The organism is Bradyrhizobium nitroreducens (assembly GCF_002776695.1).
In the GTDB taxonomy this organism is placed as follows: Bacteria; Pseudomonadota; Alphaproteobacteria; order Rhizobiales; family Xanthobacteraceae; genus Bradyrhizobium; species Bradyrhizobium nitroreducens.
Genome location: NZ_LFJC01000003.1, coordinates 2445439 through 2458916, shown reverse-complemented (window position 1 = coordinate 2458916; position 13478 = coordinate 2445439). Strand labels below are relative to the sequence as shown.

The following is a 13478-nucleotide window of genomic DNA, read 5'->3' as shown; positions in this document are numbered from 1 at the left end:
AACGCTGCGTCGCATCATGAATCGTGCGTTAATGCGAGCCGCCGCCCTTGTCGCCGGCCGGATTCCGCAGCCGCCCCACCACGCCGGTCGGAAAGAAGTAGACGCTGGCGATGAACAGCAGGCCGAGCCATAGCAGCCAGCGATCGGGGTGCAACAGTCCCGGCAGCAGCGGCATGCCGGCCTCGGAGGCCGCCTTGGAGGCGACGCCCATCAGCGACTGCAGATAGTTCTGGGCGAGGATGAAGATGCTGGCGCCGATGATCGCGCCATAGATCGTGCCCATGCCGCCGATGACGACCATCAGCAGGATGTCCAGCATGATCGAGAAGCTGAGTGAGGTATCCGGACCGGCATAGCGCAGCCACAACGCATTCAAAATGCCGGCGCCGGCGGCCACCAGCGCGGCGAGGCAGTTGGCGTAGGTCAGATGAAACACCGTTCGGAAGCCGAGCGCCTCGGCGCGGAAGCGGTTCTCGCGGATGGCCTGCAGCACGCGCCCGAACGGCGAGTTCACGACGCGGAGCAAAGCGAGGATCATCAGGGCCGAGACGGCGAACACCAGATAGAAGGTCAGGATGCGGCCGTTGATCTCGAAGCCGAAGAGGTTCTTCGAGATCAGCACCGTACCGGGGCGAAGCAGCTCCGGCAGCTGAAAGCTGCGTCCGTCCTCGCCGCCGGTCAGCCAGGACAGTTGCGAGGCCAGAACCTGGAACGCGGAGGCGACCGCGAGCGTGATCATGGCGAAGAAGATCGCCGCGACGCGCAGCGAGAACAGGCCGATGGCAAGCGCGAGCAGGGCTGCGAGCGGCAAGCCGACGACGATGCCGGTGGCGACCGCAGCCCAGTTCGGGCCCATGCCGTACAGCGCGATCGCGATCGCGTAGCTGCCGATGCCGTAGAACATGGTGTGGGCGAACGACACCGAGCCGGTATAGCCGAGCAAGAGGTCGTAGGAGGCGACCAGCGCGGCGAAGACGCAGATCTTGGCCGCGACGTTCAACGCCTTCGCCCCCGGAAACAGGAACGGCGTCGCCGCCAGCGCCAGGATGATGACGACGAGAACGAGCGTGAGGATTCGGCTACGCGGCGGATCGCCTGAGAGGATCATCATCGGCTGGTCACCGCATAGAGGCCGCGCGGCCGCCACATCAGAATGGCGACCATCAGCAGGATGTTGGACACGAGGGCGAGTTTCGGCACCAGGAAGCCGCCGTAATTGGCGACCATCGCCACCAGGATTGCACCGATGAAGCAGCCGCCGATCGACCCCAGGCCGCCGATGATGACGACGATGAAGATCAAGACGGTGAGGTCGTCGCTCATGGAGGCGTGCACCTGCTCGCGATACAGCGCCCACATCACCCCGCCGAGGCCGGCCAGCGCCGATCCCGTCATGAACACGCCGAGGAACAGGCGGCGGATGCGATAGCCCAGCGCCTCGACCATCTCGCGATTCTCGACGCCGGCACGGATCAGCAGACCGAGCTTGGTGCGGTTGAGCACGAGCTGGATCGCGATGAAGACGGCAAGCCCGATCAGCATCGCCAGCACGCGGTACTTTGCTATCGCGACGTCGCCGAGGATGAAGGAGCCGCGCAGCGATGTCGGCAGCGGCATCGGGATGATCTGCGGTCCCCACAGCGCATAGAGCGTCTGCTCGGCGACGATCAGGCCGCCGGTCGTCATCAGGATCTGCTTCAGGTGCTGGCCGTAGACCGGCAGGATCAGCACGCGCTCGACGACGAGGCCGAGCGCGCCCGACACCGCCATCGACAGCAGCGCCGCCGGCGCCAGCACCGCGAGGTTGATCCAGAGCGAGTCGGCCTGCACGGAGGCGGCGAATGGCGCGAACACCAGCGTCGCGACATAGGCGCCGACGGCGATGAAGGCGCCGTGGCCGAAATTGAGCACGTCCATCAGGCCGAACACCAGCGTCAGGCCCGAGGCCATGATGAAGATCATCATGCCCATGGCAAGGCTCGCGGCGGTCAGCGTCAGCCAGGAGGAGGTCGAGCCGATCAGTGGGATCATCAGCAGCGCGAGCGCGACCGGCAGCAGGATCGGCGCGATATCGCGCTTCGGCTTCGGCAGTGGATCGGTTGCGGCAAGGTCAGTCACTGATGCGCCTCCAGGCTCAGGCCGAGCAGCCGCTCCTGCAGCGGCACGTCGGCGGCGAGCGCCGCCATCTCGCCACGATGGACGATGGTGCCGTTGTCCATCACCAGCACGTTGTCGCCGAGCTCGCGGGCGGCGAAGAAATTCTGTTCCACCAGGAGGATCGTCGCACCCTTGCGCTTGATCTCCTTCAGGCATTCGATCAGCGCCACGATGATCGCCGGCGCCAGCCCCTTTGTCGGCTCGTCGATCAGCAGCAGCTTGCGCGGCTCGATGATGGCGCGCGCGATCGACAGCATCTGCTTCTGCCCGCCCGAGAGGCTTCCCGCGCGCGACAGCCAGAACCGGCGCAGCGCCGGGAAGAAGCCGAAAATCCATTCCAGCTGCTTGTCGTCCATCGCAGCGTCGCGCGCCGCCAGCACGAGGTTCTCCTTCACCGTGAGATCGGAGAACACCGCCATGCTCTCCGGCACGTAGCCGACGCCGAGCCGGGCGATGTCGGGCGTGGCGCGGCTCTCGATACGCTCGCCGGCGAGACTGATCTCGCCGGATGAGGCCTGCCACAGGCCCATGATGGTGCGCAGCGTCGTGGTCTTGCCGGCGCCGTTGCGGCCGAGCAGCATCGTGACCTGTCCTTCCGGGACCGCGAGGTCGATGCCCTGGAGGATGTGGTAGCGCCCGATATGAGTGTGCACGCCGGAGAGTTTGAGGAGATCGGTCATGCGGCACTCTCGGCAGTGTTCTTGGGAGCAACGCCGAGATAGGCCTCCTGCACGATCGGCGAGGCAATCACCTCGGCGGGCGGGCCGTCCGCGACGAGTTGCCCGTTATGCAGCACGATGATGCGGTCGGCGAGCGAGCGCACCACGTCCATCTTGTGCTCGACCAGCAAGATGATCTTGCTCTTGTCCTGCTTGAGCTGCGCGATCAGGTTGAGCACGACAGGCACCTCGTCGATGCTCATGCCGGCAGTCGGCTCGTCGAACATGAAGACATCAGGTTCGAGCGCGATCATCAGCGCCACCTCGAGCTTGCGCTGATCGCCATGCGACAGTGCGGTCGCGGCAACGCCGCGGCGGCTGCCGAGCGCGACCTGGTCGAGGATGGCATCGGCGCGCGCGATCAGGTCGCGGCGCACCATCCACGGCCGCAGCATGTCGTAATGGGTGCCATTGGCAGCCTGCACCGCGAGGCGGACGTTCTCCTCGACCGTCAGGTTCGGAAAGAGGTTTGTGAGCTGGAATGCGCGTCCGAGGCCTGCGCGCGTGCGCATCGGCGCGGACTGCTGCGTGATGTCGGTGCCGTCGAACAAAATGTTGCCGCTGGAGGCGCGCAACTGACCCGAGATCAAATTGAAATAGGTGGTCTTGCCGGCGCCGTTCGGCCCGACGATCGCGGTGAGCTCGCCCGGACGGAACGTGCAGGTCACGCTGTTGACCGCGACATGGCCGCCGAAGCGGATGGTGAGGTCGCGGGTTTCGAGGGTGAGCGTCATTGGATGTCTGGCAAATGATGATCGGGATATCGCCGCGGGCCACGCTGCGCTCCCTCCCCCGCTTGCGGGGGAGGGCGGGGGAGAGGGTGTCTCCGCGGGCAAGAACCCCCAAGAGGACAGAGCCCTCTCCCGGCCTCTCCCGCAAGCGGGAGAGGTGCAGAAGATCACCGCTTGTTCTTGATCGGAACGTCCATGTCCTCGATCTTCAGCTCGCGCACCGGCTCGAGGACAGCCCAGGCGACGTTCGGATCGACCTTGACCTTGAAGTGATACATGCTCTGCAGCGCCTGATGATCTTCCTTCCGGAACACCATCTTGCCCTTCGGCGTGTCGAACTCGAGGCCCTCCATCGCCGTGATCAGCTTCTCGCTGTCGGTCGACTTGGCCTTGGTGACGGCGGCGACGACGGACATCGCAGCGGCAAAGCCGCCCGCGGTGAAGAAGTCCGGCGGCGCGTTGAAGCGCTTCTGGTGCTCCGCGACCAGCCAGTCGTTCACCGGGTTCTTCGGGATCTCATAGTAGTAATAGGTCGCGCCTTCCATGCCCGGCAGGCCCTTATAGGCAGCGAGCGCCGGCAGGATGTTGCCGCCGGTGGAGAGCTCGATGCCGTAGCGCTTCGGATCCATGTCCTGAAGCTTGGCCAGCGGATTGCCGGCGCCAGCCCAGATCACCCAGATCACCTTGCGGCCCGGCTTGTCCTTCAGCGCGTCGAACAGGCGCTGGCCGACCGCGGTGAAGTCGGTGGTGTTGGTCGGAGCATATTCTTCCGCCGCCAGCGTCGCGCCGGTCTTGGCGAGCGCGTCCTTGAAGGCGGCGACGCCGTCGCGGCCGAACGCATAGTCCTGCGCCAGGGTTGCGACGGTGACGCCCTGCTTGCCGATCGCGACCGCGTTCGAGATCGCGTCCTGCGAGGAGTTGCGCGCGGTGCGGAAGATGTAGCGATTCCACTTCTCGCCGGTAATCTGGTCCGCGACGGCGGGCTCGACGATCAGGATCTTCTTGTTCTCCTCGGCGACGGGGAGAATGGCGAGCGCCGCGGCCGAAGAGGTCGTGCCGATCGCGATGTCGGCCTTGTCGTCCTGATAGGCTTCGGCGAGGGCGGCCTTGGCGAGGTCCGGCTTGCCCTGGTCGTCCTTGGTGATGATGACGATCTTGCGACCGTCGAGCGTCATCGTGCCCTTGGTCGCGTACTCAAAGCCCATCTTCAGGCCGGTCTCGGTCTGCTTGGCGTAGGCCTCGAGCGGGCCGGTCTTGCCGTAGATCAGCGCGACCTTGAGATCGTCGGCTTGCGCGGAGGTGCCCGCGCCGAGCGCGAGGATGGTTGTTGCTATGATGAGTGATCGACGCACGATGGTCCCTCCTGATTCAACGTTTCTCGGCAACAGCGATTTGCACAAGCTTGCGAACATTGCAATTACACCTTCCGGCCGAGCGCGTCGGCCTTTTTAGCCTGCATCATTTTTGGGCCAGCCGCGCCTCGCCGGCTCCCTCGGCCTGACGCCGGTCCGACTGCGCCTCGTCGGCGCTTTCGAAAATATGCGGCGCGACGCCGCGCTTCTCCAGGGCTTCGCCGAGCTTGATGCGCAGGAAGCCCGACGTGGTGTAGCGCGACACGCCGGAGTAGAAGCGATCGACCAGGCTGCGCACCATCGCCGAATAATCGTCCATCAACTCCGGCAGGATGGAAAAATTGTCATAATTGACGATGGCGTAGACCCGGCGGCCGAGCGGCGTGAGCCTGGCCTCGACGATCGTTGCGATGGTGTCGATCTCGGCCTTGCTGCGCAACGGATAGCGCTCGAGATTGACGAAGAACAGGTTCTGCTGCTCGTCCAGCGTGAAGCGCTGCTCGAGCGGAATGGTGAGCAGCCGCTCGCGCAACTCCATCAGGCCGTCGCCGAAGATGCGCGCGTCCATCAGCGCCGGATCGCGCGGGATCAGCGGCTTGAAGTCCATCAGGCGCAAAATGTCGCGCTCGATGTCGATGCCGGGCGCGATCTCGGTGAGTTCGAGCCCGTCCGCCCCGAGCTCGAACACGCAGCGCTCGGTGACGTACAGCGTGCGCTGCTTGCGTGCGCCGGCAAACGGGCCGCTGAAGGTGACGTGCTCGACGCTGTCGACGAATTTGCGCGACTTGGCCTCGTCGAGGATGACGAGCTTCCCGTCGCTCACCGCAATGCGCTGCCTGCCCGCACCGAAGGTGCCGACGAAGATGACCTCCTTGGCGTTCTGGCTGATGTTGATGAAGCCGCCGGCGCCCGCGAGCTTCGGCCCGAACTTGCTGACATTGAGGTTGCCGGCGCGATCGACCTGGGCGAGGCCGAGAAAGGCGGCGTCCAGGCCGCCGCCGTCGTAGAAATCGAACTGATAGGGCTGGTCGATCACGGCCTGCGTGTTGATCGCCGCGCCAAAGTCGATGCCGCTCGCGGGAATGCCGCCGATCACGCCAGGCTCAGCCGTCAGCGTGATCAGGTCGATGATCCGTTCTTCATTGGCGACCGAGGCGATACCCTCGGGCATGCCGATGCCGAGATTGACGACGCTGTTGGCCTTCAGCTCCAGCGCGGCGCGCCGGGCGATGATCTTGCGCTCGCTGATGGGCATGACCGGCAGGGAAGCTGCGCGGACGCGGATCTCGCTCGAGAAGGCCGGATTGTACTGCGTGCCGAAAGTCTGCCAGTGGTTCTCGGGCCTTGCCACCACGACGCAGTCGACGAGGATGCCGGGAATCTTCACCTGGCGCGGATTGAGGCTGCCGGCTTCGGCGACGCGTTCGACCTGGGCGATGACGATGCCGCCGGAATTATGCGCGGCCATGGCGATGGCCAGCGCTTCCAGCGTCAGCGCCTCCTTCTCCATGGTGAGGTTGCCGTCCGGATCGCCCGTGGTGGCGCGGATGATTCCGACATTGATCGGAAACGTCTTGTAGAGCAGGCACTCCTCACCGCTGATCGTGATCAGCTCCACGAGATCCTCGGTGGTGCGCGCGTTCAGCTTGCCGCCGCCGTGCCTGGGGTCGACGAAGGTGCCCATGCCGACGCGGGTGACATGGCCGGGCCGATGCGCGGCGATGTCGCGGAACAGATGCGTGATGACGCCCTGCGGCAGATTGTAGGCCTCGATCTGGCCAGCGATCGCGAGCTGCTGCAACTTCGGCGCAAGCCCCCAATGTCCCCCGATCACGCGCCGGACCAGGCCTTCATGCCCGAAATGGTTGAGGCCGCGATTCTTGCCGTCGCCCTGGCCCGCCGCATAGACCAGCGTCAGGTTGCGCGGCTTTCCTTGCGTATAGGGCGCATCGCCCTCGTGGGAGAGATAGAGCTCCTCCAGCGCGATCGCGATCTCCTCGGCAAAGCCGATGCCGACGAAGCCGCCGGTCGCCACCGTGTCGCCGTCGCGGATCAGCATGACCGCCTCGGCCGCCGTGACGACCTTGCCCTTCTCGGAATTGCGCAGGTAAGGCAGCGCTGGATGATGGCTCACGGCGTTCCTCCCTATCCCTTCGACCGCATGCCGTTGTTGCTTGATCCTATCGCGAGGAGCAGCCGTGGAACAGCTTGCTCCTCGCGACGGGCGACAAGATCAGGACGTTCAGGCCTGAACTATCTTGCGTGTTTCGGTGGCGAAATAGACCGACACGATCGTGATGAGCGCGAGCGCGATCATGTAGAGCGAGATCGGCCAGGTCGCCGGCGCGTAGGCCGTCATCAAGCCCGTCGCGATCAGCGGCGACAGCGCGCCGGCGAAGATCGAGGCGAGGTTGTAGCCGAGCGAGACGCCGCTATAGCGCACCTTGGTGCCGAACAGCTCCGACAGGAAGCTCGCCTGCGGCCCGTACATCGCGGCATGACCGATGGCGAGGCCGAGCACGATCGCGATCCAGGCATATTGCGGGTTCTTGGTTGCCAGCAGCATGAACAGCGGGAACGACGTCAGCGCCGAGAACACCGCGCCGAAGATGTAGATCGGCCGCCGCCCGAGCCGGTCGGACAGCGCGCCGAAGGCGGGGATGGTGAAGGTCTCGATGGCGGCGCCAATCAGGACGCCGTTGAGCATGTCCTGCTTGTTCATGCCGAGCGATTGCGTGGCATAGGCGAGCACGAAGGTGGCGTAGATGTAGAAGAAGCCGTTCTCGGCGAAGCGCGCGCCCATCGCCAGCAGGATGTTCTTGGGGTACATGCGGATCGCCTCGACGATCGGCATCTTCACGTCCTGCTTGGTGTCCTTGACCTTCTGGAATTCCGGCGATTCCGCGATGGTGAAGCGGATCCAGAGGCCGACCAGCACCAGCGCGATCGAGAACAGGAACGGGATGCGCCAGCCCCAGGCAAGAAGCTGCGCGTCGGTCAGCATCGCCGACACCACGGAGAATACCAGCGTGCCCAGCACGAGGCCGAGCGGCGCCCCGAGTTGCGGCCAGCTGCCGTAAAAGCCCTTCTTGTCCGCCGGCGCATGCTCGACCGCCATCAGCACCGCGCCGCCCCATTCGCCGCCGAGGCCAAAACCCTGGATCAGCCGGCAGGTGACGAGCAGGACCGCGGCCCCGATGCCGGCGGTCTCGTAGGTCGGCAGGAAACCGATCGCTGCGGTCGCCGCGCCCATGATCAGCAGCGTCAGATAGAGCATGGTCTTGCGGCCGATCTTGTCGCCGTAATGCCCGAATACGACGCCGCCGAGCGGGCGTGCGATGAAGCCGAGCGCGTAGGTCGCGAACGCCAGCAGCGTTCCCATCATCGGGTCGAAGGTCGGAAAGAACAGCTTGTTGAAGATCAGCGCGGCGGCGGTGCCGTAGAGGAAGAAGTCGTACCACTCGATGGCCGTGCCGATCAGGCTCGCGGTGGCGACCGTGACGTGCGAGGGCTGTCTCGCCTGAAGCTGATGGACAGAGATCGCTTCACTCATCCTGCGTCCTCCCTGGTTTGAGAATGCGCATGTGCAGCATGCGTCATTGTGCAGGGCGAAGAGCAAGGTCCGCGCCAGATGCGAAGGGTTTGCGCAAATTGGCTGAAAACACGGCAAATCCCGCCAACGTGGGCGGAACGAGCGGCTCAGCGCCGTGTCCGGAATCCGAGACTCCGGACACGTTCGTGTCTCGAAACTCAGACGGAGGCCGGCCCTGCGGCGAGGCCGAACTTGGCGAGCTTCTTGTAGAAGGTCGCGCGCGAGATCTGGAGCATCCTGGCTGCTTCCGAGATCTGGCCATTGCTGGCGGCGAGCGCCTGTTCCAGCGTGTGCTTCTCGAACTCGGCCTCGGCTTCGGCGTAGGGCAGGACGAGACCGGTTGGCCGCGATGGCGCCGCGGGTATCGTCTCCGCGCTCACGGGGAGAATGCGGTCGAAGTCGTCGCTGGTAAGGCGTCCCGAATCGCTCAGGATCAATGCGCGTTCCAGGATGTTGCGCAGCTCGCGGACGTTGCCGGGCCAGTCATACCGCGCCAGCGCGGCGAGGCCGCTCGGCGTGATCCTGGCGTTGAGATAGTCGCCGGACGCACTGATGTCTTCGAGCAGCCGTCCGCAGATCTCGGGCAGGTCGTCCAGGCAGTGGCGCAGCGGCGGCAGCTCGATCGAGAGCACGTTGAGTCGGTAATAGAGGTCGGCCCGGAATGTCCCCTCGCTGACCCGTTTGTGCAAATCGACATTGGTGGCCGCGATCACGCGCAGGTCGACCTTGGTGACCTTGTCGGAGCCGAGCGGCTCGATCTCGCGCTCCTGCAGCACGCGAAGAAGCTTGGCCTGCAATTGCAGCGGCATCTCGCCGATCTCGTCGAGAAACAGCGTGCCGCCGTCGGCGACCCGGAACTTTCCCTCGCGTCCCTTGCGGTCCGCGCCGGTATAGGCGCCCGGCACGGCGCCGAAGAATTCCGATTCGATCAGCGTCTCCGGGATCGCCGCGACGTTGACGCTGACGAACGGCTTTTCGGCGCGGGCGGACGCGTTGTGGATGGCCTGCGCCAGCATTTCCTTGCCGGTGCCGGTCTCTCCGGTGAGCAGGACGGTGACGCTCTGGCGCGCGGCACGCGCCGCGAGCTCCTTGGCCTGCGCAATGCCCGCGGTGGTGCCGACATAGTCTTCGAAGGTGAACCGCGCGGCGCGCGCATGCGACAATTGCCGCCGCGCCAGCCGCAGATCGTTCTCGAGCTGGGCGACGCGGCCGAGCAGCGGCTTCAGGCCTTCGAGGCGGTCGTAAAGCACGAAACCGATCGCGCCGATGATGTTGCCCTTCTCGTCCTCGATCGGCATGCGCGTGACGACGAGCTGCTCGCCGCCGAGCTCCATGATGTCGAGGATGATCGGCTCCCCCGTCTCCACGACCCTTCGCATCAGGCTGTTGGGGATGACCTCCTCGATCGGGCGGCCGAGCGCCTCGGATTCATGCGAAAGGCCCATCGCGGTGACGTATTTTTCGTTGACATAGACGACGCGTCCGCTGCGGTCGATCGCGATGGCGCCCTCGCACAGATGCTCCAGCCGCTCGAACAGCGTTTCCATGGCGCGTGCGCGGATATAGGCGGGATCGCTGACGACGGAAGAGGGACCGGACATGGCATGCCTCGCGGGAAGCCTGCCCGTGTATTACCAAAAGACCAGCAATTTCAAAGGGGGAAATGGGGGCGTCGAGGTGCCGCCCCATCCCCGCTGTCATGCTCCGGCTTGACCGGGGCAGCCAGTATGCCGCGGCCTTTCGATTCAATAACGACTGTCTCTGGAATACTGGGTCGCCCGGTCAAGCCGGGCGACGACAGCGAGATTGGAGCGGCGCGATCGTCCCTACCGCCGGTATCCGCTCGCGCGCGAATAGCCCTGGCGGTTGTGCTGCATCGGGCGGCTGACGACGCTCGCCCGCGACTCGCTGGAGAGCGGGGTGGCGAGCTTCAGCTCCTCGAGAAAGATCGGGCGCGAGAAGTAATAGCCTTGCGCGTAGCGGATCTTGGTCGCGGCCTGGAGATAAGCGAGCTCTTCGTAGGATTCGAGGCCTTCGGCGATCACGGTCATGCCGAGCGCCTCGCTCAAGGATTCGATCGCGCGCAGGATGCCCTGGCTGCGCGGGCGCTTATGGATGTCGGTGATGAAGGAGCGGTCGATCTTGATCTCGTCGGCCGTGATGTCGGCCAGCGCCGAGAGCGAGGAATAGCCGGTGCCGAAATCGTCGATCGAGATGCCGACGCCGAGCTTGCGGAACATCGGCAGGATCTCGGCCTGGAAGTGATTCTTGGCGACGAAAGCGTCTTCCGTCACCTCGATCATGAAGCGCTGGGGAAAGCCGGTCTCTTCCAGCGCCTGCGCAAAGCTGCGCATGAACTCGGGCTTGCCGGCCTGCTTGGCGGCGACATTGATGCTGATGGTGGCTTCCGCGCCGAACGTCTCGTTGATCAGGTCGATCGATTTGACGATCTCGGCGAGCACGAGATGAGTGAGCTCGTCGATCAGCCCGAGCTCGCCGGCGAGATTGATGAACGAGCCGGGCGCCTGGATCACGCCTTCGTCGTCGCGCAGGCGCACCAATGCCTCGATGCCCTTCACGGCCTGCGTGCGGATGTCGACCTTGGACTGGAAAGCGCAGCAGAAGCGCTTTTCGAGGATCGCGAGCCGCAGCGACTGCTCGATCTTGGTCCGCGCCTGCGCCTCGCGCTCCATGCTGGCATCGAAGAAGGCCGCCATCCCCTTGCCGTCATTCTTGATGCGATACATCGCGATGTCGGCGTTCTGGCGCAGCGTCTCGAAGCTGCTTCCGTGATCGGGATAGAGGCTGATGCCGACCGAGGTCGAGGCGAAGACCTCCGAATTGTCGATGAAGAACGGCGCGGTCAGCCGCTCCAGCGTCGCCTGGATGAACTCGGCGACCTCCTCCTGGCTCTGGATCGGCGAGAGCAGCAGCAGGAATTCGTCGCCGGAGATGCGCGACAGCATGTCCGAATCGCGCAGGTCGCGTCCGAGCCGCTTCGACAGCTCGACCAGCAGCGCGTCGCCGACGGCGTGGCCGTAATAGTCGTTGATGTGCTTGAAATTGTCGACGTCGAGGAAAGCCAGCGCGAAACGCTCGCCGCCGCTTCTCTCCGACAGCAGGCCGTTGGCGCGATGTTCGATCACGCGCCGCGAGGGCAGCCCGGTCAGCTCGTCGAAATAGGCCGAGCGGAACAGCTGGTCCTCGAAATTCTTCTGCTCGGTGATGTCGGAGGACGCCGAGATCAGCAGCTCGCGTCCGGCGAGGCGGACGGGACGATGGGTGGTGAGCAGCACTTGTCGGGCGGCGCCGCCATGAAGTGCCTCCTCGGTGACGACAGGCTGGCCGGCACTCAGGGCCTGGCGGCAGGCTTCGCGGCGCGGCGAAAGATCGGGTGAGGGACGGCTGCCGTCCATGCCGAGCTGCGCGGCCGCGGCGTCGTTAACCAGCAGAAGCTCGCCATGCGCATCCTGCACGGTCAGGCCCGCCGGCAGCATTCTAACGATTTCCTTGAGAAATCCGAGCTCGGCTTCGCTCGCGCCGGAATATTTGTTGTCGTTCATAGAAGTCATGAATCTTGTTGTTTCAGCGCGTTTTGCAATGAGCACGATCTTGCGTGGTTCCCTCTTAAGTTTGGTTAAGGGCTCCGGAGAAATACGGGGGTGTTTTGGGTGAAACTTGCGACGATGCGAGCTACGCCGACGATCGTCATTAACAGAGCGTCAACGGCGCATGCGAAACGGCGGGCAGCGCGCGGGTTGCGCTTTCGCTTGGCGTGCGATGCTATTCGCTTCGCGGGATTCGACACTGCATGATGCAATGCAGCCCGGTCTTCAAATAGGTGATCTCGGTTCTGCCGTCGAAGGCCGACAATGCCGATTTCAGCAGCTTGGTGCCGAAGCCGGGTTCGGACACCTTGTCCACGCTCGGGCCCTCGTTTTCGTCCCAGGTGACGGTCAGGCGGTCGTCGCTGATGGTCCACGAGACCTGCAACAGGCCACGGGGCGAGGAGAACGCACCATATTTGCCTGCATTGGTGGCGAGCTCGTGAAACATCAATGACAGCGTGACCGCGAGCTTCGGCGGCAGGAACAGCCGATCGCCATTGAGGGTGAAGCGGACGTGGCCGTAGGGGCCGAGCTCCGAGATCAGGAGGTCGCGGATGTCGCAGCCGGCCTTGTCGATCCGCGAGATCAGATCGTCGGTCGCCGCGAGCGAGCGGAGCCGCGGATCGATCCGGGCCCAGACCAGCGGCTGGTCATGCAGCACCTGGTGCAGCACGGCGTGCACCGTCGACAGCTTGTTCTTCAGCCGGTGCTGGAGCTCGTCGACCAGCAGCTTGCGATACTCTTCTTCCTCGATCAGGCGTTTGGAGATCCGGCGCTGCTCTGCCAGCATGGTGCGGTAGTGCTCGACGCCCCAGATGGTGAGCGCGCAGACCGCCCAATAGAGTGCAAGCAGGGCAAACCGGGCGCGGTCGGCGAAGGCATCGCCGAAATTCACGACGACGCCGAGCACGCCGCCGACGAGGGCGGTCACGATCCCGATCCGGAAGCCTCCGAACGCGGCGGCAAAGAACACGGCCGGAAAGTAGGGTGTGAAGTAGACGTCGGGCCGCACATGGGCCAGCGCCCAGCGCGCCAGCGTCGCAACCAGCAGGCAGGCCACCGCAAACGCAATGCTCAGACCGACGGATGGCGGCGCCGCGCCCTGCCAGCCCTTGCGGAATTCGTCGATCAGCTTCCCCATGCGCAGCTCAGTTGCGATATGCGTTCGAAATTCGATCGGCCCATGAGGATGTTACGCATCCCGTTCGCCCAAGCATAGCTTGCCTTGTCGCAAGCAGGCGGGGATAGTGGCCGCTGCTGCAACGGCAGCGGTCGATGTTCGTCATTTGTCATCAAATCGTTCGAAAACAGGAACATTC

General features: G+C 64.7%; 10 protein-coding genes. All 10 read right to left on the bottom strand.

Going from position 1 to position 13478, the window contains the following annotated elements:
• Nucleotides 1–28: 28 nt before the first annotated feature.
• The 10 genes from TSA1_RS12090 to TSA1_RS12040 all read right to left on the bottom strand — a co-directional run bounded on the left by TSA1_RS12090 (nucleotide 29) and on the right by TSA1_RS12040 (nucleotide 13300).
• Nucleotides 29–1111: a branched-chain amino acid ABC transporter permease gene (locus TSA1_RS12090; protein WP_174718866.1), complete on the bottom strand. Its 1083-nt coding sequence runs from the start codon at nucleotides 1109–1111 to the stop codon at nucleotides 29–31.
• Nucleotides 1108–2118 carry a branched-chain amino acid ABC transporter permease gene (locus tag TSA1_RS12085; RefSeq protein ID WP_100176560.1) on the bottom strand — a complete coding sequence of 337 codons (1011 nt, stop codon included), beginning with the start codon at nucleotides 2116–2118 and terminating at the stop codon, nucleotides 1108–1110. The genes TSA1_RS12090 and TSA1_RS12085 overlap by 4 nt, the downstream gene beginning before the upstream one ends.
• Entirely contained in the window at nucleotides 2115–2837 is a 723-nt protein-coding gene (locus TSA1_RS12080) for an ABC transporter ATP-binding protein (protein ID WP_100176559.1), read from the bottom strand. Before TSA1_RS12080 ends, TSA1_RS12085 begins: the two co-directional genes overlap by 4 nt.
• Nucleotides 2834–3610, bottom strand: coding sequence for an ABC transporter ATP-binding protein (locus TSA1_RS12075; RefSeq protein ID WP_100176558.1), 777 nt, complete (start codon nucleotides 3608–3610; stop codon nucleotides 2834–2836). The genes TSA1_RS12080 and TSA1_RS12075 overlap by 4 nt, the downstream gene beginning before the upstream one ends.
• 164 nt (nucleotides 3611–3774) lie before the next feature.
• Complete coding sequence (locus TSA1_RS12065) at nucleotides 3775–4959, bottom strand: substrate-binding domain-containing protein (RefSeq protein ID WP_174718865.1); 1185 nt, start codon at nucleotides 4957–4959, stop codon at nucleotides 3775–3777.
• A gap of 106 nt (nucleotides 4960–5065) precedes the next feature.
• Nucleotides 5066–7093: an acyl CoA:acetate/3-ketoacid CoA transferase gene (locus TSA1_RS12060; protein WP_100176556.1), complete on the bottom strand. Its 2028-nt coding sequence runs from the start codon at nucleotides 7091–7093 to the stop codon at nucleotides 5066–5068.
• Nucleotides 7094–7201: 108 nt separating this feature from the next.
• Nucleotides 7202–8512 (bottom strand): MFS transporter, encoded by a 1311-nt coding sequence (locus TSA1_RS12055; protein WP_100176555.1) that lies wholly within the window; start codon nucleotides 8510–8512, stop codon nucleotides 7202–7204.
• Between the two features lie 197 nt (nucleotides 8513–8709).
• Complete coding sequence (locus TSA1_RS12050; protein ID WP_100176554.1) at nucleotides 8710–10152, bottom strand: sigma-54 interaction domain-containing protein; 1443 nt, start codon at nucleotides 10150–10152, stop codon at nucleotides 8710–8712.
• 225 nt (nucleotides 10153–10377) lie between these two features.
• Nucleotides 10378–12114 (bottom strand): putative bifunctional diguanylate cyclase/phosphodiesterase, encoded by a 1737-nt coding sequence (locus TSA1_RS12045; RefSeq protein WP_174718864.1) that lies wholly within the window; start codon nucleotides 12112–12114, stop codon nucleotides 10378–10380.
• A 220-nt stretch (nucleotides 12115–12334) separates the two neighbouring features.
• On the bottom strand, nucleotides 12335–13300 hold the full coding sequence (locus tag TSA1_RS12040; protein ID WP_100176552.1) for a sensor histidine kinase: 966 nt from the start codon (nucleotides 13298–13300) through the stop codon (nucleotides 12335–12337).
• Nucleotides 13301–13478: the final 178 nt, after the last annotated feature.

Bases quoted from the DNA above. Each gene is read 5' to 3' on its own strand.
- TSA1_RS12050 (WP_100176554.1), bottom strand. From the start codon at position 10,152: ATGTCCGGTCCCTCTTCCGTCGTCAGCGATCCCGCCTATATCCGCGCA.
- TSA1_RS12075 (WP_100176558.1), bottom strand. From the start codon at position 3,610: ATGACGCTCACCCTCGAAACCCGCGACCTCACCATCCGCTTCGGCGGC.
- TSA1_RS12045 (WP_174718864.1), bottom strand. From the start codon at position 12,114: ATGAACGACAACAAATATTCCGGCGCGAGCGAAGCCGAGCTCGGATTT.
- TSA1_RS12080 (WP_100176559.1), bottom strand. From the start codon at position 2,837: ATGACCGATCTCCTCAAACTCTCCGGCGTGCACACTCATATCGGGCGC.
- TSA1_RS12040 (WP_100176552.1), bottom strand. From the start codon at position 13,300: ATGGGGAAGCTGATCGACGAATTCCGCAAGGGCTGGCAGGGCGCGGCG.
- TSA1_RS12090 (WP_174718866.1), bottom strand. From the start codon at position 1,111: ATGATGATCCTCTCAGGCGATCCGCCGCGTAGCCGAATCCTCACGCTC.
- TSA1_RS12055 (WP_100176555.1), bottom strand. From the start codon at position 8,512: ATGAGTGAAGCGATCTCTGTCCATCAGCTTCAGGCGAGACAGCCCTCG.